Annotated in this window: 19 protein-coding genes; 10 read left to right on the top strand and 9 right to left on the bottom strand. The window is 65.5% G+C overall.

Annotated elements, in window-relative coordinates; genetic code table 11:
- Positions 1-6 precede the first annotated feature (6 nt).
- On the top strand, positions 7-498 hold the full coding sequence (gene ybaK / locus L0B83_RS14560; protein ID WP_234759176.1) for a Cys-tRNA(Pro) deacylase: 492 nt from the start codon (positions 7-9) through the stop codon (positions 496-498).
- Positions 499-537: 39 nt separating this feature from the next.
- On the opposite strand, the gene L0B83_RS14555 is transcribed toward ybaK, so the two are convergent.
- On the bottom strand, positions 538-1,779 hold the full coding sequence (locus L0B83_RS14555; protein WP_372461202.1) for an alpha/beta hydrolase family protein: 1,242 nt from the start codon (positions 1,777-1,779) through the stop codon (positions 538-540).
- Between the two features lie 96 nt (positions 1,780-1,875).
- On the opposite strand from L0B83_RS14555, the gene L0B83_RS14550 reads away from it, so the two are divergent.
- The 9 genes from L0B83_RS14550 (at position 1,876) to L0B83_RS14510 (ending at position 12,268) form a co-directional block, all read left to right on the top strand.
- Positions 1,876-2,367 carry a hypothetical protein gene (locus L0B83_RS14550; protein WP_234759174.1) on the top strand — a complete coding sequence of 164 codons (492 nt, stop codon included), beginning with the start codon at positions 1,876-1,878 and terminating at the stop codon, positions 2,365-2,367.
- Positions 2,368-2,380: 13 nt separating this feature from the next.
- On the top strand, positions 2,381-2,872 hold the full coding sequence (gene msrB, locus L0B83_RS14545; protein WP_234759173.1) for a peptide-methionine (R)-S-oxide reductase MsrB: 492 nt from the start codon (positions 2,381-2,383) through the stop codon (positions 2,870-2,872).
- Positions 2,873-3,089: 217 nt separating this feature from the next.
- Positions 3,090-4,460, top strand: coding sequence for a DUF6421 family protein (locus L0B83_RS14540; RefSeq protein WP_234759172.1), 1,371 nt, complete (start codon positions 3,090-3,092; stop codon positions 4,458-4,460).
- Positions 4,457-5,197, top strand: a complete 741-nt coding sequence (locus tag L0B83_RS14535) for an SDR family NAD(P)-dependent oxidoreductase (protein WP_234759171.1) — start codon at positions 4,457-4,459, stop codon at positions 5,195-5,197. Before L0B83_RS14540 ends, L0B83_RS14535 begins: the two co-directional genes overlap by 4 nt.
- 9 nt (positions 5,198-5,206) lie before the next feature.
- The gene (locus L0B83_RS14530) at positions 5,207-6,319 is read left to right on the top strand and encodes a threonine aldolase family protein (RefSeq protein ID WP_234759170.1); all 1,113 of its coding nucleotides are present in this window, start codon (positions 5,207-5,209) and stop codon (positions 6,317-6,319) included.
- A gap of 60 nt (positions 6,320-6,379) precedes the next feature.
- Positions 6,380-7,045: a DUF3000 domain-containing protein gene (locus tag L0B83_RS14525; RefSeq protein WP_234759169.1), complete on the top strand. Its 666-nt coding sequence runs from the start codon at positions 6,380-6,382 to the stop codon at positions 7,043-7,045.
- Between the two features lie 68 nt (positions 7,046-7,113).
- The gene (locus L0B83_RS14520) at positions 7,114-8,466 is read left to right on the top strand and encodes an HRDC domain-containing protein (protein ID WP_234759168.1); all 1,353 of its coding nucleotides are present in this window, start codon (positions 7,114-7,116) and stop codon (positions 8,464-8,466) included.
- A 371-nt stretch (positions 8,467-8,837) separates the two neighbouring features.
- Complete coding sequence (locus tag L0B83_RS14515) at positions 8,838-10,121, top strand: thiolase family protein (RefSeq protein WP_234759167.1); 1,284 nt, start codon at positions 8,838-8,840, stop codon at positions 10,119-10,121.
- The gene (locus L0B83_RS14510) at positions 10,118-12,268 is read left to right on the top strand and encodes a 3-hydroxyacyl-CoA dehydrogenase NAD-binding domain-containing protein (RefSeq protein WP_234759166.1); all 2,151 of its coding nucleotides are present in this window, start codon (positions 10,118-10,120) and stop codon (positions 12,266-12,268) included. Before L0B83_RS14515 ends, L0B83_RS14510 begins: the two co-directional genes overlap by 4 nt.
- 3 nt (positions 12,269-12,271) lie before the next feature.
- Here L0B83_RS14510 and L0B83_RS14505 read toward each other — a convergent pair whose 3' ends face one another.
- The 8 genes from L0B83_RS14505 to L0B83_RS14470 all read right to left on the bottom strand — a co-directional run bounded on the left by L0B83_RS14505 (position 12,272) and on the right by L0B83_RS14470 (position 23,787).
- Positions 12,272-13,366: a nucleoside hydrolase gene (locus tag L0B83_RS14505; RefSeq protein ID WP_234759165.1), complete on the bottom strand. Its 1,095-nt coding sequence runs from the start codon at positions 13,364-13,366 to the stop codon at positions 12,272-12,274.
- A gap of 25 nt (positions 13,367-13,391) precedes the next feature.
- Positions 13,392-14,369, bottom strand: a complete 978-nt coding sequence (locus L0B83_RS14500; protein ID WP_234759164.1) for an aldo/keto reductase — start codon at positions 14,367-14,369, stop codon at positions 13,392-13,394.
- 38 nt (positions 14,370-14,407) lie between these two features.
- Positions 14,408-14,623 carry a helix-hairpin-helix domain-containing protein gene (locus L0B83_RS14495; protein ID WP_234759163.1) on the bottom strand — a complete coding sequence of 72 codons (216 nt, stop codon included), beginning with the start codon at positions 14,621-14,623 and terminating at the stop codon, positions 14,408-14,410.
- A 30-nt stretch (positions 14,624-14,653) separates the two neighbouring features.
- Positions 14,654-15,214: a hypothetical protein gene (locus tag L0B83_RS14490; protein WP_234759162.1), complete on the bottom strand. Its 561-nt coding sequence runs from the start codon at positions 15,212-15,214 to the stop codon at positions 14,654-14,656.
- A 94-nt stretch (positions 15,215-15,308) separates the two neighbouring features.
- On the bottom strand, positions 15,309-17,282 hold the full coding sequence (gene dxs, locus L0B83_RS14485) for a 1-deoxy-D-xylulose-5-phosphate synthase (RefSeq protein ID WP_234759161.1): 1,974 nt from the start codon (positions 17,280-17,282) through the stop codon (positions 15,309-15,311).
- A 152-nt stretch (positions 17,283-17,434) separates the two neighbouring features.
- Positions 17,435-20,278 (bottom strand): aconitate hydratase, encoded by a 2,844-nt coding sequence (locus L0B83_RS14480; RefSeq protein ID WP_234759160.1) that lies wholly within the window; start codon positions 20,276-20,278, stop codon positions 17,435-17,437.
- A 138-nt stretch (positions 20,279-20,416) separates the two neighbouring features.
- Entirely contained in the window at positions 20,417-21,814 is a 1,398-nt protein-coding gene (locus L0B83_RS14475) for a class I SAM-dependent RNA methyltransferase (protein ID WP_234759159.1), read from the bottom strand.
- Entirely contained in the window at positions 21,814-23,787 is a 1,974-nt protein-coding gene (locus tag L0B83_RS14470; protein WP_234759158.1) for an APC family permease, read from the bottom strand. Before L0B83_RS14470 ends, L0B83_RS14475 begins: the two co-directional genes overlap by 1 nt.
- Between the last annotated feature and the right edge of the window lie 120 nt (positions 23,788-23,907).

The following is a 23,907-nucleotide window of genomic DNA, read 5'->3' as shown; positions in this document are numbered from 1 at the left end:
CCGGGAATGGCCAAGAAACAAGCTTCACAAGGAACGCCGGCCACAGCCGTACTGGTTGCGGCCGGCGTTCCCTTCACGCTGCACCCCTACACGCATGACCCTTCGGCGGCCAGCTATGGGCTTGAAGCAGCCGACGTCCTGGGCATCGATCCCCGGAGGGTGTTCAAGACCTTGATGGTGGACATCGACGGCAAACTCGGAGTGGGGATCGTCCCGGTGAGCGGCACCCTTGACCTTAAGGCGATCGCCGCGGCCCTTGGAATCAAAAAGGCCGCGATGGCCGACCCCAAAACGGCCGAGCGGCGCACCGGCTATGTCCTGGGCGGGATTTCCCCGCTGGGCCAACGCCAACCGTCGCCGACGGTTCTCGACGAATCCGCGCTGGCCTTCAGCACGGTCCTCGTATCGGGTGGACGCCGTGGCCTCGACATCGAACTCGACCCGGCGGACCTTATCCGGCTGACCGGCGCCCTGACTGCCCCGATCGGAAGCCCCTAGCAAGCCCCCGGCAAACACCGGGAGGCTCGCGGGGTGATGTCAGTCGGACGCCGGTCCGCCTCGGGGCGCGAGCCGCGGGGCGAGCCACGAGCGCACCAGTCGCTCCCACTTCAACGGATCGACATTCCACTCTTTCGTGTGGCGAGCCCCTTCGAAAGGTTCGAAGGTGACCATCTCCGGATTCTTTTCGGCGAGGCTGGCGGAGGGCTCGTAGGGAACGTACTCATCATCAACGCTGTGAATGATGAGTGTCGGAGTGCGCAGTTCAACTGCGCGGGCATCCCAATCCATTGCCTTCAAGTCGACCGGCGCGGCAAGGCCGGTAAGGCGCCTGCCCAACGGGTGCCCCAACATCAGCTGCCCGTACCGGCCTACGGCATAGGGGATCCTGTTGATCTGCGCGTGGTGTGCGAGGACGTTGACCCAGTTGATCACTGGCGCGTCCAGCACCATCGCCCTGATCAGATGGCGGTGGTGCGAAAGGTCTGCCGTCTGCAGGCAGATCGCCCCGCCCATCGACCACCCGAACAGGACCACTTCGTGGGCGCCGTGCGCGAGTGCGTACTCGATGGCGGCGTCGATGTCGTGCCATTCCGTGGACCCCAGGCCGTACCGCCCGTCCGGGGCGGACGGCGCCAGGCCGTCGTTCCGGTAGGAAACCAGCAGGCTGTCGAGTCCGAGCTCGTGGGCTACGCGCAACGCGCGCAAGCCTTCAAGGCGGCTGGCCCCACGGCCATGGACCATGATGGCCCACACCTTCGCGGGTTTGCCGGCGCCGGACGGAACCAGCCACGCAGGCGCCGGTCCACCCTCGACGTCGATCTGGATGTCTTCCCAGTCCAGGCGGAGCGCCGTCGGGGAATCGTAGACAGCACCGCTCCACCATCCGCGCCGGGCAGTTGCCAGATCTCCGCTGTAGACCTGTTCGACTTCGCGCTGTACCGTCCGCTCCGCGGGCGAATAGGACACGATGCGCCCGATCCGCGCGAACCCCGTCCCGCCCGCGAAGAAGAGGCTGAACACGCCGTCGACGGTGGTCTCCGGGGTAGCCGCGAGGATGACTTGAAGCCCGTCATCGCTTTGCACCACCGCCAGCACCTCCTGGTCAGCGTCGCGCGTTGACGGGGTGATGACGCGCCGGGCGAAATAGGCTGCGAGCGCCGAAGACCCCGCGCCCAGCAAGCCGGCGAGGCTGCTTCCCGCAACGATGCCCGCAAGTGTCCACTTGGCTCGGGCGGACATTTTCGCGCCGTTCTCAACGGTGGGCGCAGCCCGGGTCATGAATGCCATGTGACCATTCTCCCGGTTGCAGCGGTGAGTACAGAATTGCCGCACGAAACCATGCTTCCCGGCACCGCTCAGGTCTACGCTGTAGCCATGAATGAACCAATCGTCATCCTTACCGAAGAGCCCCTGGGCCCGGACGACCGCGTCAATATTGCCAAACTGCTCGACGGCGGAGACTCACCTTTGGTGGTGTTGGTGCCCGAAAATACCGAACGGCACTTGTTGGTGGACTTCCTCGAGAACCTCTCACTGCTTGAAGTGGCCAAGGCCTTCCGGGAACTGGTCGCTGAGGCACCGGATCCGCAGGCGCAGCGGGCCCAGGCTGCTGAAGCCTTGGCCGCGTCGCTCGCGGCCCTGGATGGGCTAGGTGGCGGGGTGACCGGTGAAATCGTCGCCGGCGGCGCCGTGGCCGGCTTGGTGTCGAAGGTGAAGGAACTCAATGCGGCACAGGCCGTCGTGGTCACGCGCCCGCACGCGATTGCCGACACCTTCCACACGGACTGGGCGAACAAGGCCCAGGACCAGTTGGGCCTGCCCGTGCTGCATCTCTATGCGGGCTCGGGATTTATCGGCGACTCGTGAGCGTTGAGAGAGCATGAGCACTGCAGATAACAGGAAGTACTTCCAAGCCGCGGACCCCTTGGCCGGGGTACCGCTCCAGGACGTCCCAAAGGAAGGGCAATGCGTGGAGAAAACGGAGGCGGAATGGCGCGAGGAGCTCACCCCGGAGGAGTTCCGGGTTCTGCGCCAGGCCGGAACGGAACGACCGTACACGGGTGAGTATTGGGACACCCATACCGCGGGTGTGTACCAGTGCCGGGCCTGCGGCGCGGAGCTCTTCACCAGCAACGAAAAATTCGATTCGCACTGCGGCTGGCCGTCCTTCTGGGCCCCGCTCGCGGAAGGCACCGTCCGGTACTTGCATGACCGTACCTTGGGAATGGACCGGGTCGAGGTCCGCTGTGCCAATTGCGACTCACACTTGGGCCACGTTTTTGAGGGCGAAGGCTACGGCACGCCGACTGACCAGCGGTATTGCATAAATTCCGTTTCGCTCAGGCTTGTCGAGTCCCCGGCCGGACAGTAACCCGGGCCACACATCCGAGTTCGGGCTCACCCCCTGAACTCGGAGCTAGTGCTAGTCCCCTCAAGGGCCAGCCCTCCCGCGGGCTGGACCTACCGGGTGCTGGCACACGCACTAGCAAAAGAGTTACTTATGCTCGAGCCACATTTGAATTAGCGACTCTGGCCGCTTGCTACGCTCCCCTCAGAACACCGATTCTCGAGGAAAGGCACCGTCGACGATGACCACCACCGTTACCACCACCCGTCTGCGCATCACCCCGGACAACCGGGACTGGATCTCCCTGAAGGCCGCGGCCACCGCCCTCCAAGCCTTCCAAAGCCAGGACGGTTCCATCCAGGATGCCCTCCACCATGAGGCGGCCCGCGCATACACAGCCACCATCACAGAGGCAATCCAGAGCCTGGCTCCTGCGTTCCCGCACGACGCTGCCTACCTGGGGCTCCTGGTGGAAGACTTCGGCCGCTGGGCCGACTCCGGCTTCGGAGTCCCCGACTTCCTCGATTCGCTGCTGGCCTTCCAGCCGCAGGAACACCGCGAAGACGGACTCCAGCACCTCGTGGTCTTTCCCATGTACACCCAGAACGGCAGCACGAGCCGTCTCGTGGAAGCGGTCCTGATCGAGGTGATCTGGCCCGAGTTCATCGGCGCACTGGAGGCCGGCGACTACTCCAACAAGCTGTTTGTCCCGATCCGATTCCTGGACTTCACCCCCGGGTACGACACCAATTCGGCCGTGCTCTTCCCCGAGACCGTCGCAGTGCGGACGACCCCTGCCTTCACGTGGGGCGCCATCTTTGCCGACCGCGAGGCCGCCCGCTTCCGCCGCGTCCTCAAAGCGGCGGCCGCAACCACTTCCCTTGAGCTGCCCGCGGATGCTGCGGAGCTGTTGAATGACCAGGAGCTCACGCAGCGGACGTTCGTCATGTGGGACCTGATTCATGACCGCACCCACATGCGCGGAGACCTTCCCTTCGATCCCTTCATGATCAAGCAGCGGATGCCGTTCTTCCTCTACTCGCTCGAAGAGCTCCGCTGCGACCTGACGGCTTTCCGCGAATCCGTCCGGATCGAAAAGCACGAGGACGCTTCCCCGGACGCCCGGCGTCACGCAAAGCTCGTGCAGTACGCCGTCATCTTCGACCGCATCTTCCGCTTCGCGATCACCGGCAACCGGGTCCGCAACTACGACGGCCTGGGCGGCCAGCTCCTCTTCGCCTGGATGCACCAGCACCATGTCCTGCACTGGACCGACAGCAAGCTCAGCATCGACTGGGACGAGGCGGCCGACGTCGTCGTCGAGCTCGGTGCGCGGATCGAAGAACTGTACTGGCGCTCCATCGACCGGCCCAAGGCCGCCCACTGGCTCGCGGCGTATAAGCTCATTTCAGGCACGGTCACTCCCCACCCGGCTTCGGTCTGGGCGAAGGGCCCCGAGGCACTCCCGCTGGACGGGCCGCCCCGCGGCCTCACTGACCAGGTCCTCGACGACGAATTCCCGCTGTCCATGTTCTACGAAGCACTGGAGAAGAAAATGCGTCCGATCATCGAATCGACCACGGGCATCACCGGGCAGGCCGCGGTCTCATGACCACCGAACCGCTGACGGTCGTTGTCACCGGTGGCAGCAACTCCTCCGGCGTCGCCGTGGCCCGGGCCTTTGCGCGGAGCGGGTACCGGGTCTTCACCGTCGGCTCGAACGGGGCCCGTATCGAGGCCGCCGCGGCGGAAGCGGGCAGCGCGGTGACTCCCCTCGTGTGCGACCTTTCCCGCCTGGAGTCCGTGCGCGAACTCGCCTCGGAGATCCACGGCAACACGGAGAGGGTGGACGGCGTCATCCATCTGGTGGGAGGGTGGCGCGGCGCCAAGGGAATCGAAGACCAACCGGACGAAGACTGGGCCGCCCTCGAGCAAAGCGCCATCACCACCCTGAGGAACGTCTCCCGGGTCTTCTACAACGATCTCGCCTCCTCACCCAAGGGTCGCTTCGCCATGGTGAGTTCGACGGCGGTCGCCGCGCCGACCGCCGGGGCCGCCACGTACGCGGCGGCCAAGGCTGCCGCGGAGACCTGGACGCTGGCTGTTGCTGACGGGTTCCGCCGTTCGCAGTCGGGAAATTCAGAAAATAAGGACGAACCTGTGGAACAGCACAGCGCGGCGGTCGTCTTTGTGGTCAAGTCGCTCCTGGACGCGGCAATGCGAAGGGAACACCCGGAGCGGAAATTCCCCGGATACACGGACGTCGAGGACTTGGCGGCTGCCGCCGTCGGGCTCTTCGACAAGCCGGCAGCCGAACTGAACGGCCAGCGCCTCCTGCTGGCCAAATAGACTGAAAGCGTGAATGAACAAGTGACGAGCACAACAGAAGAACTCCCGGCTGCCCTCGGCACGGAAGCGGCCGGCCGCCTCCACGATCCGGCAGTCCGCGGTTTCGCCTCGGACAACTACTCCGGCGTCCACCCTGAAATCCTGGCGGCCCTGGCCGCAGCCAACGGCGGCCACCAGGTCTCGTACGGGGAGGACCAGTACACGGAACGGCTCCAAGAGGTGATGGAGCAGCACTTCGGTGAAGGCATCGAATGCTTCCCCGTCTTCAACGGGACCGGCGCGAATGTGTTGTCACTGCAGTCACTGCTGCCGCGCTGGGGAGCGGTCATCTGCGCCTCGACCGCCCATATCAACATGGACGAGAACGGCGCGCCGGAACGAATCGGCGGCATCAAGCTCCTCCAGATCCCGACGCCGGATGGCAAGCTCACTCCGGATTTGATCGACCGGGAAGCCTGGGGCTGGGGCGACGAACACCGCGCGCAGCCCCTGGCCGTCTCCATCACGCAGACCACGGAACTGGGCACGTGCTACACGCCGGAAGAAGTCCGGGCGATCGCCGACCACATCCATGCAAAGGGCATGAAACTGCACATGGACGGCGCCCGGCTCGCCAACGCCGCCGCCCACCTTGGGGTGCCTTTGCGGGCTTTCACCCGCGACGCCGGCGTCGACATCTTGTCTTTCGGCGGCACCAAGAACGGGCTGCTGTTCGGCGAAGTAGTGGTCGCCCTGAACCCCGAGGCTGCCCACGGCCTGAAGTTCCTGCGCAAGATGAACATGCAGCTTGCCTCCAAGATGCGCTTCATTTCGGTCCAGTTCATCGCGCTTCTTGAGTCCGGGCTGTGGCTTCGCTCAGCAAAGCACGCCAATGCGATGGCCTCACGGCTGCGTGCGGCGGTCGACGCCATCGAGGGCGTGGAGCCGACGCAAGCCACCGAGTCCAACGGCGTGTTCGCGGTACTTCCCGCCGGCGTCGCCGATCGCCTCCGCTCCGCCTTCAGGTTCTACGACTGGAACGAAGCGAACCGCGAGGTGCGCTGGATGTGTTCCTTCGACACCACGGAAGAAGACGTTGATACCTTCGTTGCCGCGATCAAGCGCGAACTGGCATCGGCATAGGGCACGGACGGGGCGGCGTGGCTTCAAGGTTTCGCCGCCCCTGACACATAATCTGCCAAGGTGAACGCACTCGCACAGGTTCCCGCGGATTTCCTGCATGCGTTGGGAACGCTACGAAAAGCAAAGTGCCGGAGCGAGCTCCGGCTGGCGGAAATCCCTGCGCCGTCCCGCTTGGCGCCTTACGCGGTGGCCTTGGGGGCAGAGGTCTTCACACGGCCGACGCGTCCCGGCCCGACCCCGCTCCACGGACCCGCCGCGATGGCATTTTCCAGCGAAAAAACGCCGGACTCGCCCGGCGCGGCCGACGATGAAGACGACGAGCTGGCAACAGGCAGGTTCATCTTGCTCCATGATCCGGAGGGTTCAGCCGTCTGGGACGGGGAATTCCGGATCGTCACCTATATCCGGGCCCAGCTGGAAGCCGAGATGGGCAATGATGCCATGCTCGGCTCCGTTGCCTGGACCTGGCTCGTGGACGCCCTCGAGCACCATTCAGCACAGTACCGCGCAGCAGGCGGAACGGCCACGCGCATCCTGTCCGAAAGCTTCGGCACCTTGGCCGAACGGCCGGAAACCATCGACATCGAGCTCCGGGCTTCATGGACACCTGCGTCTTCCGATGTCCAGGCCCATCTGGAAGCGTGGAGCGACATGGTCTGCACCTTCGCAGGGCTGCCGCCCCTGCCTCCGGGCGTCACGCCCCTGCCCAAGCGGCGCCTCACGTGAAGTGCGTGAACGTCTGCCGGGTCGGCCCCCGGCCCGGCCCCGCGCAGAGTCGGTAAACTGAAGGCACCATGACCCCTGAAAATCTGGAACCCGCCACAGCCGGCGCTCCGGCTGCTGATCCCACACCCCACATCACGGTGGACGGCTTCGAAGGCCGGATACCCGAGATCATCGACCTGGACGCCCCGCGCGAGGGCGTGCCGCTTGTCATCGACACCTTGGCCGGCCTGGAGCGGTGTGCCGCTGCAATCGCCGCGGGATCCGGCCCCGCCGGGGTCGACGCCGAACGTGCTTCCGGCTTCCGCTACGGACAGCGTGCCTTCCTCGTGCAGATCAGGCGCGACGGCGCAGGCACCTGGCTGATCGACCCCGAACCGTTCGATGACCTGAAGATCATCAATGAGGCACTGCACGGCGTCGAGTGGATCCTGCACGCCGCGACGCAAGATCTTCCGTGCCTGGCCGAGCTCGGCATGTGGCCCGACAAGCTCTTCGACACGGAACTCGCCGCACGCCTTGCCGGGCTGCCCCGCGTCGGCCTGGCTGCCGTCATCGAGCAGCTCCTGGGTTTCGGCCTCGCCAAGGAACACTCGGCCGCCGACTGGTCCACCCGTCCACTCCCCGAACCGTGGCTGCGGTACGCGGCCCTCGACGTCGAGGTCCTCGCCGAACTGCGCGAAGAACTCATCGAACTCCTGGAAGCCGACGGCAAGCTGGAGTTTGCCGAACAGGAATTCGCCGGCATCCTCAAAGCAGGCCTTCCCGCCCCGCGGGTGGACCCGTGGCGCAAGACGTCCGGACTGCACCAGATCCGTGACCGCCGGCAGTTGGCTGCCGTCCGCGAGCTTTGGTATGAACGGGATCAGCTCGCACGGAAACGGGATGTTGCTCCGAGCCGCCTTCTTCCCGACTCCGCGCTGGTCGCTGCCGCCAAGGCCATGCCCGCCACCGTGCCTCAGCTCTTGGCAACCAAGGGCTTCCACGGGCGGGCCGCACAGCGTGAAGCGCCACGATGGCTGCGCTGCATTGTCGCCGCGAGGAACACCGAAGACCTTCCGCCGCTGCATCTTCCAACCAATGCTCCCCCGCCACCGCGCGTTTGGACCGACCGCGACCCCGAAGCCGCCGCCCGCCTTGGGACGGCGCGGCCCCGGCTCCAGGAGGCGGCCGATGGGCTCAAGCTTCCCGTGGAAAACCTGCTCACTCCGGATTACATGAGGCGCGTGCTGTGGCGGCCGCCGTCGGACATCACTGTGGAGTCCATATCGGAAGAGCTGCGCGCGCTCGGGGCCCGCGAGTGGCAAATCGCCATCACGGCACCGATCCTCACCGAGGCGTCACTGAATCCGCAGCCGCTGCCGCCGAAGGAGCCTAAAGAGCCCCGGAGCCCCGCGCCCAAGGAACCGACGCCGGCCCCTTGAACCGGCCCCGCCTTGGGGTGATGTGACCGAGGGTCCGCCGAAAACCGGTCATATGTGACCGGGGATCGGTCGAGAGCCCCCCATAGGTGACCGGGGATCGGTCGAGAGCCCCCCCATATNCGGTCATATGTGACCGGGGATCGGTCGAGAGCCCCCCATAGGTGACCGGGGATCGGTCGAGAGCCCCCCCATATGTGACCGGGGATCGGTGGAAAGGCCGCCATAGGTGACCGGGGATCGGTGGAAAGGCCGCCATAGGTGACCGGGGTTGTCCTTGCGCGCTAAGTTACTGGCGAGTAACATGGCCGTAAATGACGCCGGCTTCCCCCATGAGGGCTGTCCGGCACCCATGTCTCAACGAGGAGCCACACATGAGCCAAACCGGGAATATCGCCAGGCCGAGGACCGTCCGCGACGTCGTGTTCGTGGACGGCGTCCGGACGCCGTTCGGCAAAGCGGGCGAGAAGGGCATCTACGCCGGCACCCGAGCCGACGACCTCGTGGTCAAGTGCATCCGTGAACTGATGCGACGCAACCCGGCCCTGCCCGCCGAACGCGTTGATGAAGTCGCCATCGCCGCGACGACGCAGACCGGCGACCAAGGCTTGACCATCGGCCGCACCGCAGCCCTCCTTGCGGGCCTCCCCCGCAGCGTGCCCGGCTTCGCGATCGATCGCATGTGTGCCGGGGCGATGACCGCGGTCACGACGACGGCGAGCGGCATCGGCTTCGGCGCGTACGACGTCGTGATTGCCGGGGGCGTGGAGCACATGGGCAACCACCCCATGGGAGCGGGCGCGGATCCCAACCCCAGGTTCATGTCCGAGCGGCTCGTCGATCCAGCCGCCCTGAACATGGGCAACACGGCCGAAAACCTGCACGACCGTTTTCCGTCGATCACCAAGGAGCGAACCGACACCTACGCGGCGGCGTCGCAGGCAAAACTTGCCGTCGCGTACGGCAAGGGCCAGATCCAGCCCGACCTCGTCCCCGTCGCCACGATGAAGCCGGGGCAAGGCTGGACAGTGAACACCGTCGACGAGCCGCCGCGCCCCGGGACCACCGTGGATGACCTCGCGGCACTGCGCACGCCGTTCAGGGCCCACGGCCGCGTCACCGCGGGCAACGCCGCCGGCTTGAACGACGGCGCGACGGCGGCGGTCCTGGCCTCCGCGGAGGCCGCCGAGGAACTCGGCTTGTCCATCAAAATGCGCTTGGTTTCCTATGCCTTCGCCGGCGTCGAACCTGAAGTCATGGGCATCGGACCGGTCCCGGCCACCGAGAAGGCCCTCAAGAGCGCCGGACTCGGGATCGAGGACATCGGCCTCTTCGAGATCAACGAGGCCTTCGCCGTCCAGGTGCTCAGCTTCCTGGACCACTTCGGAATCGCCGACGACGATCCCCGTGTCAACCGCTATGGCGGGGCAATCGCCGTCGGACATCCCCTCGCCTCCTCCGGTGTCCGCCTCATGAACCAACTGGCCCGCCAGTTCGAGGAAGACCCGTCGGTCCGGTACGGCATCACCACCATGTGCATCGGTTTGGGAATGGGCGCCACAGTAATCTGGGAGAACCCGCACCACAGCAGCTACAACAGCCACAACAGCGGAACCGAAACCGCCGTCGCCACCGAGAGCAAGGGAGCCGCAGCATGAGCGCCGCCGAATTCCAGAAACTGGCCGGATTGTTCCCGGACGAGACCGTGACCCACTCCTACGTGCAGGACATCGAACTCCCCGGCAACGTCGGAACGTTCGCGCTGATCACCTTGGACAACGGCTTGGACCACACCAAGCCCACCACCTTGGGACCAAATACCCTGGTCGAGCTCGGAACAGTGCTCGAGGGGCTCAAGGAGCGTGCTGCGCGCGGCGAGATCGTCGGCGTCGGCGTCACGGGCAAGCCGCACTTCCTGGTTGCCGGAGCGGACCTCTCGGCGGTGAAGCGCCTCGAAGACCGCGAACACGGTCTGTGGATGGCGCAACTGGGCCACGACGTCTACGCGACGCTCTCGGATCTGGGGGTTCCCAGTTTCGCCTTCATCAATGGCCTCGCCCTCGGCGGCGGCCTCGAAATCGCCCTCCAGTCCTCGTTCCGCACGGTCTCTACGGGCGCGGGCGCCCTCGCCTTGCCGGAAGCCTTCATCGGGCTCGTACCCGGCTGGGGCGGCGTGTACATCCTGCCGCGGCTCATCGGCCCGGATAACGCCGTCAAGGTCATGATCGAGAATCCGCTGAGCAACAACCGCACGCTCACCGGTCCCCAGGCTTTCGAGCTGGGCATCGCCGATGCCATTTTCGAACCCGCGGATTTCGTGGAGCAGTCCATTGCCTGGGCAGCGAAGGTGATCGCGGGCGAGACCGTCCCGGAGCGCCGCAACTCCGTCGATCCGGCGGATCCCGCGGTTGCCGATCGATGGGCCGGCGCCGTGGCGGCGGGCCGCGCGTTCGTGGAAGCCAAGACGTCGAACGCGTCACCGGCTCCCGCCAAGGTGCTGGATATCCTCGAAGCCAACCGGACCATGGGCAAGGCGGAATCTGCAGCGCTGGAATGCGAGACGCTCGCCGACCTGATGCAGACGGACGAGTTCCGCTCCACCGTCTACGCCTTCCTGGACCTGGTACAGAAACGGTCCAAGCGGCCTGCCGGTGCGCCTGACCGCAAGCTCGCGCGCCCGGTAACGAAGATCGGCGTCGTTGGTGCCGGCCTGATGGCGAGCCAGCTCGCCCTGCTGTTCGCGCGCCAGCTCAAAGTGCCCGTGGTCCTGACGGACATCGACCAGGAGCGGGTGGACAAGGGAGTTGCCTACGTCCATGCGGAGGTGGACAAGCTTCTCGGCAAGAAGCGGATCAGCTCCGACGCCGCCAATCGGACCAAGGGCCTGGTCAGCGGCTCCGTTTCCAAGGAGTCCTTCGCCGACGCGGACTTCGTCATTGAAGCCGTCTTCGAAGAACTCAACGTCAAGAAGCAGGTCTTCGCCGAAGTGGAGGCCATTGTCTCCCCCGAGTGCATCCTGGCGACCAACACGTCCTCGCTTTCCGTGACGGCCATGGCCGAAGACCTGCAGTACCCGGAGCGCCTGGTCGGGTTCCATTTCTTCAACCCGGTTGCGGTCATGCCGCTCCTGGAGATCGTGCGTGCTCCGAAGACCGACGACGCCGTGCTGGCCACCGCCTTCGAGCTCGCCAAGGGCTTGAAGAAGACGGCCGTGCTGGTCAAGGACGCCGCCGCTTTCGTGGTCAACCGGATCCTGCTGCGGCTCATGGGCGAAGTCATTGCGGCGTTCGACGAAGGGACGCCCGCGGAGGTCGCCGATTCGGCGCTGCGACCCATGGGCCTGCCGATGAGTCCGTTCACCCTCAGCGCCATGGTGGGCCTGCCGGTCGCCCAGCACGTCCAGGAATCGCTGCACGCTGCCTTCGGCGAGCGTTTTGCGGTATCCCAGAACATGCAGAAGCTGGTCGACAACGGTGTGAAGACACTCTGGGCCCCCGGCCCTGACGGAAAGCCGGCCATCCCGGCCGAGACGTTGGCGCTCATGTCTTTCGGCACGACGCCCTCCACGGCCGAGGAGGTCCTCCGCCGCACGCAGGACGCCCTGGCCGAGGAAATCGGGCTCATGCTCTCCGAAGGTGTAGTGGCCGGGCCCGAGGACATTGACCTCTGCGTCATCCTGGGCGCGGGTTGGCCGATGTTCCTCGGCGGGATCACTCCCTACTTGGACCGGGTGGGTGCCTCCGAGCGTGTCAACGGCAAACGCTTCCTGGCTCCCGGGATCGCGTCGAAACCGGCCGCCGGGTAACGCTCAACCGCGGGGCTGGCCTTGGCCGTCGGACTTCCCCAGCCGACGGGCGAGGCCGCCCACCGCGGTCACCAGTTCGGCGAAGGCCTCGTCGGGCTGGTTTTCCGAGACGATGCGCGCGTTGGGAGGCTCGCCCCACAGTCCCCGGAAGTCCGCAACGGTGGTTCCGGTGAGCTTCGGGGCGCCCGTCTCGACATGCACCGTGGCCGTGCGGGTACTGTACCTGGCGGTCCCGGCGGCAACGGACGCGGCAAAGTAGTCGTGGATATGCGCCACGTAGCCCTGGTCGTAGCGGCGGTGGAACTCGAAATAGAAGCGCAGCATATCGCTGAGGTGCCGCACCAGCTCATTGGAAGCCGTGCTGCGCAGTCCCTCGGGCTGCTCCGGAAGGACGAGCTCCGGCGTCGTGCAGCCTGCCTCGGCAGCCAACGCCGCCACGTGCCCGGGTGTCAGCTCGATCCGTTCCGTGGTCTCCAGGGCGCACACCACCGGAAGGCGCTCCTCGGGAAGCCCGGAGAAGGCCGCGAACACCTCGGCCGCTGCGTGCGGATCAACGTGCGTGTTCCATTCGGCGGTGGGCGTCGTGTTGCCCTGGTAGTTGTAGCTGCCACCCATGATCACGACGCCGCGCAGCAACTCGGGTAGCCGCGGCTCGGCCCGCAGGGCGAGGGCGAAGTTGGTGAGGGGCGCCGTCAACAGGGCTGTCAGCTCCCCCGGCCGCGACCGGGCCGCTTCGACCCAGAGCTCGACGGCGTCGACGTCGAGCACTTTTCCACGCGGTTCCGGCAGCTCGGCGTAGCCGACGCCGTGCGGTCCGTGGGTTTCCGGCGTGGTGGTCAGCGGGATCCGCAGCGGCGTCCGCGCACCGATGGCGACGGGCACGTCGGGCCGGCCGCAGAGTTCGAGCAGGGACAGGTTGTTGCGTGCCACCTGCTCGGCCGCCACGTTGCCGGGCGTGCTGCTGACGGCAACGAGCTCCACCTGCGGCTGGCTGCACAGGTAGGCAAGGGCGAGGGCGTCGTCGATTCCCGTGTCGCAGTCCACCAGCAAGCTCACGGGCTCGCGCCGGCCTGGATCCGCTCCGTGGTTCCCGTTCAAGGGACGCTGCCTAGAAGAGGGCGGCCTAGAAGAGGGCTGCCTTGGGCGTGCGCGGGAAGATGTCATCCAATTCGGCGCGTTCTTCCGCTGTGGGCACCCACCGCACGGCCTGCGCGTTTTCGATGATTTGCGCGGGGCGGGTGGCTCCGGCAATCACGCTGCTGACCGCGGGTTGGGCGGCCAGCCAGGAGAAGGCCAGCTGCAGTTCGTTCAGGTCCCGGTCTTTGGCGAATTGGCTGAACCTGCCCAGCTGGTCCCAGTCTGCGTCGTCGACCATGTTGGTCCGCGTGTGGCTGAGGCGCGATCCTTCCGGCGCGCCGCCCGGAGCATACTTGCCCGTCAGGAGGCCGTTGGCCAAGGGGAAATACGGCAGGACACCGAGCCCGAAAGCCTGGGCGGCCGGTAGCACTTCGAGTTCCGCGCGGCGGTCCAGCAGGTTGTAGTGGTTCTGCGCCGAAATGAACCGCGCACCGCCCTGCATCCGGGCGACATATTCGGCTTCGGCGATCTGCCAGCCCGCACGGTTGGAATGCCCGATGTAGCGAACCTTGCCGCTTGTCACGAGGTCATCGAGGGCTGCGAGGGTCTCGTCAACCGGAGTGAGCGGGTCCGGGGTGTGGTACTGGTAAAGGTCGATCCAGTCCGTGCCAAGGCGGCGCAGGGATGCCTCGGCGGCCCGGACGATGTAGCGGCGCGATCCCCGGGCGCCGAAATCGTTGCCGTTGGCGCCGCGCATGTCCATGCCGAATTTGGTGGCCACCACGGCGTCGTCTCGGCGACCCTTGAGGGCGACACCCAGCATGCTCTCGCTCAGGCCGGGCTCCCGGCCGTAGACATCCGCAACGTCAAAAAGCGTCACGCCCGCATCCAAGGCGGCATGCACCACCGCGTTGGTGCCCTCCTGGGATTCGGTGGCCGTGTTGGCCCGTCCGAGATTGTTGCACCCCAATCCGACTACTGAGACGGTTAATCCGGAATTTCCAAGACGGCGGTATTCAGTCATGGTTTCACCCTACAACGCCCGCCGGTCCGACCCGCCGCTCAGGATCCGAAGGCGATTCCCGCCTCTTCCATCGCGTCGTGCAATTGCGCCATCACCTTGGGGCCCATGCCGTGCAGGGCAGCCACCCGCCCCTCACCGAACTCGGCGAGCTGTTCCAGCGTTTCCAAACCCTCGTGGGCGAGTGCTCTTCGTGCGGGAGCGGACAAGCCCTTGGGCAGCGGAGTGTGTCCGGGCCAGTTGCCTTTGGACGGCATGTTCGTCCCTTCGCAGCGGTGGTGTAGTCCTTAGAGGTTAAAGCCCGCGCCCGTTTTCGGCGAGTGTTTTATTTTGAATGCGGTGGGGTCCGCATGGGGTGCGGCCGCGATGCTCAGCTTGGTGAAGTCGAGGTCTTCTCCCCTGATGCACACCTTAATGGCGTTGACGGCCTTGTTGACGTCCGGGCACAGGCAGAAAATGTTGAGCTTCGAGTTGCTGATCTCGGAGCGATCCACGATACCCAAACCGCGCCAGGCCAGTTCGCTCGTCAGCGCGGCTTTGGCCTTGCGCTCAAGGTAGCGGTCCCGCTCGGTGCCGTCCTTGGTCTTGAGCGCGATCTGCGCAACCACCCAGAACTGTTCGGCCTCGGGAATTTCGGCGTAGCCGTCCTCTTCGCATTGCGCCGCAAAGGCCGCCATAAGTCCTTCGACGGCGGATTCGTCCTCGACGTCCGTTTCATCAGTACGGCTCTGGTGTCCTACAACCCCATGGTTGATGACGAACTGCTTGAATTCATCGTCGTACCACGCTTCGCGGAAATGCAGGACCGCTTCGTCGTCACGCTTATAGCTGCGGATAATGCCGCTCATGCCCGTCCTTTTCTGAACCGCTCCGTGCACGTACTGTCCGGACCTGTGCCGTCAAAGGGTGCTTGTTTGTTGGGTAATGCCCTGAACGGGCCTTTCACAGCTTGGGAAGGCTGCCAGTGCTGGGATGCTCTTGTCCCGGCAGGGGCCGCGCGAAAGGCACCTTCGTCCCCAGGACCTGGGCGACGACGTCGTGCGTTATTTGCTGGGCGGTAAGGCCCACCCGCTCAAGGACCTGGTTCCTGGTTCCATGGTCGAGGAATTCGACCGGAAGCCCCACCTCGTTCAGGGCCGTGTCCACGCCGGCCGCGCGCATCTCCTGGCGGATCCGCGAGCCGACACCGCCCGCCCGGACGCCGTCTTCGATGCAGATCACCAAGCGGTGCCGGGCAGCCAGGGCAATGATGGACTTGCGCACAGGCAGGACCCAGCGCGGATCCACCACGGTGGAGCTGATGCCTTGGGAACCGAGCCGGGACGCGACGTCGAGGGCGAGCTCGGACATCGCGCCGACGCTGACAATCAGGACATCGTTCTCGGTGGAGCCTTCAGGGCGGCGCGCCAGCACGTCGACGCCGTCGGAAAGCCGTTCGATCGCTTCGATCTCGTCTCCCACGCTGCCCTTCGAGAAACGCACCACGGTGGGCGCGTCTGAGATGGCGACCGCTTCGCGGAGCTCTTCCCGCAAGCGGCTGGCGTCGCGCGGAGCCGCGAGATGCAGCCCCGGCACGACCTGGACCATCGCCATGTCCCACATGCCGTGGTGGCTGGCGCCGTCCGGACCGGTCACGCCGGCGCGGTCCAACACGACTGTCACCCCGGCCTTGTGCAGGGCCACATCCATGAGGAGCTGGTCGAAGGCGCGGTTGAGGAACGTGGCGTAAACGGCGACGACGGGGTGCAGTCCGCCAAAGGCCATGCCTGCGGCGGATGTGAGGGCGTGCTGTTCAGCGATGCCGACGTCGATCACGCGTTCGGGGTGCCGTGCCGCGAACGTGTGCAACCCGACGGGGATCAGCATGGCCCCGGTGATTCCTACGATGTCTTCACGCTCATCGGCGATGTCCGCGATTTCCTCGGCGAACACCGAGGTCCACGAGCGGGCTCCGCCGGCTTGCGTCGGCTCCCCCGTCTCGGGGTCGATGATGCCGACCGCGTGGAATTGGTCCGCCTCGTGGGCGAGGGCCGGAGCGTAGCCGTGGCCCTTTTCGGTCATGGCGTGCACGATCACCGGACCGCCATAGTTGCGTGCCGCGGTGAGCGCTTGTTCAAGGGCCCGCATGTTGTGGCCGTCGACAGGACCGATGTACTTCATGCCGAGGTCTTCGAACATACCTTGCGGAGCCCACCAGTCCTTGATGCCCTTCTTCATGGCATGCAGGCTCCTGTAGGTGAACTGACCGACGGGTCCGCCGCTCTGCAGTTTCTTCTTCCACCAATCCAGCACCACTTCATAGGTGGGTGCTGCCCGGAATGAATCGATCGTGGGACGCAGCGACGCGAGGTAGTCGGCAAGGCCGCCGACAGTGGGGGCATAGGAGCGGCCGTTGTCGTTGACGACGATTACCACGCGGCGCTTCTTGTCTGCGGCGATGTTGTTGATCGCCTCCCACGCCATGCCGCCGGTCAGGGCACCGTCTCCGACGACGGCCACAACGCAGCGATCGCCCTGGCCGGTCAATTGCCGCGCCCGGGAGATACCGTCGGCCCAGGACAAGGAAGAGGATGCGTGCGAGCTTTCCACGATGTCGTGCTCGGACTCGGCCCGGTCGGGGTAGCCGGACATGCCCCCTTGCTGGCGCAGGGTGCTGAAATCCTGCCTGCCGGTCAGCAATTTGTGGACGTAGGACTGGTGTCCGGTGTCGAACACGATGCTGTCCCGCGGAGAGTCGAAGACTTTATGGATGGCCATGGTGAGTTCCACCACACCGAGGTTCGGTCCGAGGTGACCACCGGTTTGGGCGACGTTGGTGATGAGGAAAGTCCTGATCTCGCCTGCAAGCTGCTCCAGTTGCTGGTTAGTGAGCTTGCCCAGGTCCTGCGGGTTCCGGATTGTCTCCAAAAGTCCCAACGGCCCCTCCTTAGGGTGATTGACGTGCTATACAACTCTAACGCCTCGGCCGGAACCAAGCCGCAGGAAAGGCTACAGCCCCGGCCGGTCGATGACCAGCCGGGGCTGTAGCTGTTGCTGTCCGGCTCCCTCGGAGCCTGCGCTTCCGTCGGCTAGTGTGCCGAGATTTGGCGCAGCACGTACTGCAGGATGCCGCCGTTGCGGTAGTAGTCCGCTTCACCCGGGGTGTCGATGCGCAACACGGCGTCGAAGGACTTGGTGCTGCCGTCCTCGGCCGTTGCCGTGACCTTGAGCGTCCGCGGGGTGGTGCCGTTGTTCAGCTCGGTGACGCCCTCGACCGAGAACGTTTCCGTGCCCACCAGGCCCAGCGACGCGGCAGATTCACCGGCCGGGTACTGCAGCGGCAGGACGCCCATGCCGATGAGGTTGGAGCGGTGGATGCGCTCGTAGCTTTCGGCGATGACGGCCTTGACGCCCAGCAGCGCGGTGCCCTTGGCAGCCCAGTCACGGGAAGATCCGGAACCGTACTCCTTGCCGGCCAGGACCACCAGCGGCGTGCCGGCTGCCTGGTAGTTCTGGGCAGCGTCGTAGACGTAGGCCTGGGGGCCACCCTCCTGCGTGAAGTCGCGGGTGAAGCCACCCTCGACGCCGGCACCCCCGTTGAAGTCAGCGAGCAGCTGGTTCTTGATGCGGATGTTCGCGAAGGTTCCGCGGATCATGACTTCGTGGTTGCCACGGCGCGAACCGTAGGAGTTGAAGTCCTTACGCTCCACACCGTTGGCCAGAAGGTACTGGCCCGCCGGGGTGTCCGACTTGAAGGAGCCGGCCGGGGAGATGTGGTCGGTGGTGACCGAGTCGCCGAGCTTCAGCAGGACACGGACGCCGGAGATGTCCGTCACCGGGTCCGGCTGCGCCTTCATGCCTTCGAAGTACGGGGGCTTCCGCACGTACGTGGACTTTTCGTCCCAGGCGAAGGTGTCGCCCGCCGGGGTGTCGAGCGCCTTCCAGCGCTCGTCGCCGTCGAAGACGCCTTCGTAGCCGCGAGCGAACATTTCCTTGTCGATCGAGGAATCGATGACCTTCTGGACCTCGACCGGGTTCGGCCAGATGTCTTTCAGGAACACGTCGTTACCGTCCTGGTCCTGGCCCAGGGCATCGGCGTCGAAGTCGAAGTCCATGGTTCCGGCCAGGGCGTACGCGATGACCAGCGGCGGGGAGGCCAGGTAGTTCATCTTGACGTCCGGGTTGATGCGGCCCTCGAAGTTGCGGTTGCCGGAGAGGACAGCCGTGACCGAAAGGTCGTTGGCCTGGATGGCCTCGGAGATCTCGGCGTCGAGCGGTCCGGAGTTGCCGATGCAGGTGGCACAGCCGTAGCCCACGATGTAGAAGCCGAGCTTCTCCAGGTAGGGCGTCAGTCCGGACTTCTCGTAGTAGTCGGTGACGACCTTGGAGCCGGGAGCCACCGAGGTCTTGACCCACGGCTTGGAGGTGAGGCCCTTGTCGACGGCGTTGCGGGCAAGGAGTGCCGCTGCAAGCATCACGGACGGGTTGGACGTGTTGGTGCAGGAGGTGATCGAAGCGATCGAGACGGCACCGTGGTCAAGTTCGAATTCGCGCCCGTCAGCGGTGGTCACCTTGACCGCGTTGGAAACGCGGCCGGCGGCACCGTGCGCTGCGGAGTAGATCGGCGGGATGCGGTCCGTGTCCGTCACGTGGGTGTCCGCCTGCGTGAACGAGGGCGGGTCCGAAGCCGGGAAGCTCTCCTCAAGGGATTCGTCCAAGGTGCCGGCGTCGGCGTTGTGCGAAACATAGTTGAGGAGGTCGTGGCGGAACTCGTCCTTGGCCTCTGTGAGGATGATCCGGTCCTGGGGACGCTTCGGGCCGGAGATCGACGGCACAACCGTGGACAGGTCGAGCTCGAGGTATTCGGAGAACTTGATCTCGTGCGAGGGATCGTGCCAGAGGCCCTGTTCCTTCGCGTAGGCCTCGACTAGGGCGACGTTCTGCTCGGAGCGGCCGGTGAGGCGCAGGTAGTCGAGGGTGACGTCGTCGATCGGGAACATCGCTGCCGTGGAGCCGAACTCCGGGCTCATGTTGCCGATAGTGGCGCGGTTGGCCAGCGGCACAGCCGCAACACCTTCGCCGTAGAACTCCACGAACTTACCGACCACGCCGTGGTTGCGCAGCTGCTCGGTGATGGTCAGGACCACGTCCGTGGCGGTAGCGCCGGCCGGGATGGAGCCGGTGAGCTTGAAGCCGACGACGCGCGGGATCAGCATGGAGACGGGCTGGCCCAGCATCGCAGCCTCGGCTTCGATGCCGCCAACGCCCCAGCCGAGTACGCCCAGGCCGTTGACCATGGTGGTGTGGGAGTCCGTGCCGACGCAGGTGTCGGGGTAGGCGCGGAGGACGCCGTCAACTTCACGGGTCATGACTGTGCGTGCCAGGTATTCGATGTTGACCTGGTGGACAATGCCGGTTCCCGGGGGAACAACCTTGAAGTCGTCGAAAGCAGTCTGGCCCCAGCGCAGGAACTGGTAACGCTCGCCGTTGCGCTGGTACTCGATCTCCATGTTGCGCTCGAGGGCGCCGGAGTTGCCGAAGGCGTCGATCTGAACGGAGTGGTCGATGACCATCTCAGCAGGAGCCAGCGGGTTGACGCGCTTCGGGTCGCCACCGAGGTCCTTGATGGCTTCGCGCATCGTGGCAAGGTCAACGACGCACGGAACCCCGGTGAAGTCCTGCATGATGACGCGGGCAGGGGTGAACTGGATCTCGGTGTCCGGCTGGGCGTCCGGGTCCCAGCCGGCCAGGGCGCGGACGTGGTCGGCCGTGATATTGGCGCCATCTTCCGTCCGCAGGAGGTTTTCAAGCAATACCTTAAGGCTGAACGGAAGGCTGTCAGCGCCCTCAACGGAGTTCAACCGGAAAATTTCGTAATCGGTGCCGGCTACATTCAGTACGCCTTTGGAACCGAAGCTGTCCACAGTGCTCATGGCAGGACTCCTCTCGCAACAGCTTTCATCTTTGTCGCGCGGTTGACCGCTAGCTAGTTAGGTAAACCTAATCTGAGCGACTGCCGGCCGGTGGAGAATGAAGCGCGACGCGGGACTTCTCCCCCATCGTAGTAGCGGCTATGCCGCGGGCACCAGCAACGCGACGGTCTCGAGGTGGTGCGTGTGCGGATACAAGTCGAAAGCCCGGAGGCCTTCAAGGCGCCATCCGCCGTTCCTGAAGTACCCCAGGTCACGGGCGAAGGAGGCCGGATCACATGACACATAGGCGATGGCGCGCGGCCCAGACTCCATGAGCTGCTTGACCACGGCCTTGCCGGCGCCCGCCCGAGGGGGGTCGATCACCAAGGCGTCGAAGCTTCTGGGACGCTGCCGGAGGACACGTTCCACCCTGCCCTGGATGATTTCCACCTGGCTCTCCCCATGCAGGTTCTTGCGGGCATCGCGGCTGGTCCCGGGCGCCCCTTCGACGGACAGCACCGAGCCGGTGATGCCCACCGCGTCCGCCAACGGCGCCGTAAACAATCCGGCGCCCGCGTAAAGATCGGCGACGGCCGATCCCGGAAGGAGGTAGCCGCCGTCGTGCAGGAACTCCGTCACCGCACCGACCAGGGTCCCGGGTGCATCCTTGTGGATCTGCCAGAACCCTTCACCCGTCACCCGGTAGTCGTGGCCGGCGGCCGATTCCTGGACCCACGTCCTGCCGCGCAGCTGCAGGACGTCTCCGCCCACGGGGTCGAAGCTTGCCACTGAGACTTCCTGCGGGAGCTGGCCCAGGATCCGGTTGAGGCGCCCGGCGTCGGTGCCTTCGTCGGGGGCAAGAAGGACGAGCGGACGCGATCCGTTGGCGGGCGCAGCGACTTCCACACGGGAGACTCCCCGCAGATCGACGTCCCACAGCCGCAACTCGTTGATGGCCGGCAGCGCCAGGGGCATCTCGTGGACCGGGATCACGACGTCGGAGCGGTGGGCATGCATCCCCAGCCGGCCGCCGGGGGTGACGGCGAAGCTGGCACGGGTCCGCCAGCCGAGTCCCGACTCCTGGTGGGACCCGGTGCCGTCGGGCGAACCGTGGTGGCCGGCCGCTGCCGGTTCCACTTCGACAGTGAGTTCGACGCCGGCGAGCCGCTTCAGCTGCTCCGCGAGGACCTCGGATTTGAGCAGCCGTTGCCGTTCGAGCGTGATGTGCCCGAGTTCCGCGCCGCCCACGGGCGGACCGCCTTTCCGCCAGGCTGCCGGTGAGTCGGCGAGCGGCCAGAAATGGCGGGTCCGGTCGTCTGAGGCCTCGAGGACCTCGACGACATCGGCACGCCAGAAACGGGAAGATTCTCCTGCGTCGGTCAGCCGGACCCGGACTTTCTCTCCCGGGATGCCGTGCCGGACAAAGATGACGCGGCCTTCGTGGCGTGCGACGAAGTGGCCGCCATGGGCGATGGGGCCGACGTCCACCACCAGCTCCGTGGCAGCTCCGTCCTGTGCCGTGGGCGTGCTGGATTCGGTGTTGCTGGGGCGGGTCATCAGGTATCCTGCAGTGCCTTTGCTTCTTCGGAGGACTTCAATTGCCATGGAACACTGGCCACCATGACGCCTGGCTCAAAGTGGAGCCGGGCCTTGATGCGCAAGGCCGTCTGGTTGTGGACGAGCTGTTCCCACCACTTACCCACGACGTATTCCGGGATGTAGACGACGATCAGGTCCCGCGGGGAATCGCGGCGCATGTTCTTGATGTAGTCCAGGATGGGCGTGACGGTTTCGCGATAGGGACTCGCCAAAACGGTCAACGGGACGGGGATGTCCAGCTTTTCCCAGGCTTCGACGGTGTGCGCGGTTTCCTCATGGTCGATGTCGACGATGATGGCGTCCAACCGCGATGGCCTCGACGCCCTCGCGTAGGCGAGGGCGCGGAGCACCGGTTTGCGGACGTGGGATACCAGGAGCACGGCATGGACCCGGGTGGGCAATGCACGGGGTGAGGAATCCTCGTCAACAGCCAGTTCCTTGGCCACGTTGTCGTAGTGGGCGCGGATGCTCCACATAATGAGGAACAGGACGAACATCGCCAGGAGTGCGATCCAGGCGCCCTGCTCGAACTTGGTGATCAGCACGATGGTCAGGACCAGCGCCGTCATGGCGAACCCGAGCATGTTGATGGTGCGGGACTTCACGATCCTGAGGCGGACGGCATTGTCCTGGACAAGCTTGAGTTCCCGGCCCCAGTGGCGCACCATGCCGAGCTGGCTCATCGTGAAGGAAATGAAGACGCCCACGATGTACAACTGGATGAGCTTGGTGACATCGGCATTGAAGGAAATGATGAGGACCAAGGCCCCGGCAGCGAGGGCGAGGACGCCGTTGCTGAAGGCCAGGCGGTCTCCGCGGGTCCGCAGCTGGCGGGGAAGGTAGCCGTCCTGGGCGAGGATGGATCCCAGGACAGGGAATCCGTTGAACGCGGTGTTGGAGGCGAAGACGAGGATGACGCCTGTCGCGGCGACAACAATGTAGAACGGCAAGGATCCGGCGCCGAAGATCGTCTGTGCGATCTGGCTGATGGCCGGGTTCTGGATGTAGTCCTCCGGGAGCGGCTGGCCGTTCAGGAGGAATTCCTTCGCCGGATCCATCACGATGTGGACCTTGGTGGCGTTGGCAAGGTAGATGATGCCCGCGAGCATGGCCGAGGCGATGACTCCGAGCATCAAAAGCGTTGTTGCGGCGTTCTTGCTCTTTGGCTTCTTGAAGTTCGGCACACCGTTGCTGATGGCCTCTACACCGGTCAGGGCGGCCGCTCCCGAGGAGAAGGCCCGCAGGAGCAGGAACGCGCCTGCAAGGCCCACGAGTCCCTGGTCGAATCCCTCTTGCGGGACGATGGTGAAGGCTGCCGAGGGAGCCTGCCCGAGTTGTCCGGTGGCAGCCTGGAAGATACCGACTGCGGTCATGCCCAGGATGGAGACCATGAAGATGTAGGTGGGAACCGCGAAGACACTGCCCGCTTCCTTGATTCCACGCAGGTTCACGAGCGCCAGGACAACGACGCCGATTGTGGCAATGAGCGCCTGCTGCCCATGCAGCGACGGGATCGCCGTGGTCAGGTACGCCGCAGCCGAGGACATCGACACCGCAACGGTGAGGACGTAGTCCACCAACAGTGCGGCAGCCACGGTCAGGCCCGCGAACTTCCCCAGGTTGGCGTTGGCGATTTCGTAGTCGCCCCCGCCGGAAGGGTAGGCGTGGACGTTCTGCCGGTACGAGGCAACAACCGTGAGCAAGACCACCATGACCGCGAGGCCGACGAGCGGCGAAATAGCCACCGCACTTACGCCCGCGAGGGCCAGCGTCAACAGGATCTCGTCAGGGGCGTACGCCACGGAGGACAGGGCGTCCGACGCGAAAATCGGCAGCGCGATGCGCTTGGGAAGCAGGGTGTGGGCCAGGCGGTCGTTCCGGAACGGCCGCCCCACCACCACCCGCTTCGCAGCGTTGAGAATTGTCAGCACTCCGCAAAGCTACTCTGAATCGAACGCGATGTCATGACGGCGTCATGACGCGGACTGGCTTCCGCGACTCGCCCCGGTAGAGTCTTACCGAGCGGCATGCATAAGAGTGAAGGAGAAACC

Source organism: Arthrobacter alkaliphilus (assembly GCF_021483235.1).
GTDB lineage: Bacteria > Actinomycetota > Actinomycetes > Actinomycetales > Micrococcaceae > Arthrobacter > Arthrobacter alkaliphilus.
The sequence above is the reverse complement of the archived record's forward strand: the minus strand, read 5'-3'. Positions and strand labels throughout refer to the sequence as shown.

Bases quoted from the DNA above. Each gene is read 5' to 3' on its own strand.
- ybaK (WP_234759176.1), top strand. From the start codon at position 7: ATGGCCAAGAAACAAGCTTCACAAGGAACGCCGGCCACAGCCGTACTG.
- L0B83_RS14555 (WP_372461202.1), bottom strand. From the start codon at position 1,779: ATGACCCGGGCTGCGCCCACCGTTGAGAACGGCGCGAAAATGTCCGCC.
- L0B83_RS14550 (WP_234759174.1), top strand. From the start codon at position 1,876: ATGAATGAACCAATCGTCATCCTTACCGAAGAGCCCCTGGGCCCGGAC.
- msrB (WP_234759173.1), top strand. From the start codon at position 2,381: ATGAGCACTGCAGATAACAGGAAGTACTTCCAAGCCGCGGACCCCTTG.
- L0B83_RS14540 (WP_234759172.1), top strand. From the start codon at position 3,090: ATGACCACCACCGTTACCACCACCCGTCTGCGCATCACCCCGGACAAC.
- L0B83_RS14535 (WP_234759171.1), top strand. From the start codon at position 4,457: ATGACCACCGAACCGCTGACGGTCGTTGTCACCGGTGGCAGCAACTCC.
- L0B83_RS14520 (WP_234759168.1), top strand. From the start codon at position 7,114: ATGACCCCTGAAAATCTGGAACCCGCCACAGCCGGCGCTCCGGCTGCT.
- L0B83_RS14515 (WP_234759167.1), top strand. From the start codon at position 8,838: ATGAGCCAAACCGGGAATATCGCCAGGCCGAGGACCGTCCGCGACGTC.
- L0B83_RS14510 (WP_234759166.1), top strand. From the start codon at position 10,118: ATGAGCGCCGCCGAATTCCAGAAACTGGCCGGATTGTTCCCGGACGAG.
- L0B83_RS14500 (WP_234759164.1), bottom strand. From the start codon at position 14,369: ATGACTGAATACCGCCGTCTTGGAAATTCCGGATTAACCGTCTCAGTA.
- L0B83_RS14495 (WP_234759163.1), bottom strand. From the start codon at position 14,623: ATGCCGTCCAAAGGCAACTGGCCCGGACACACTCCGCTGCCCAAGGGC.
- L0B83_RS14490 (WP_234759162.1), bottom strand. From the start codon at position 15,214: ATGAGCGGCATTATCCGCAGCTATAAGCGTGACGACGAAGCGGTCCTG.
- L0B83_RS14480 (WP_234759160.1), bottom strand. From the start codon at position 20,278: ATGAGCACTGTGGACAGCTTCGGTTCCAAAGGCGTACTGAATGTAGCC.
- L0B83_RS14475 (WP_234759159.1), bottom strand. From the start codon at position 21,814: ATGACCCGCCCCAGCAACACCGAATCCAGCACGCCCACGGCACAGGAC.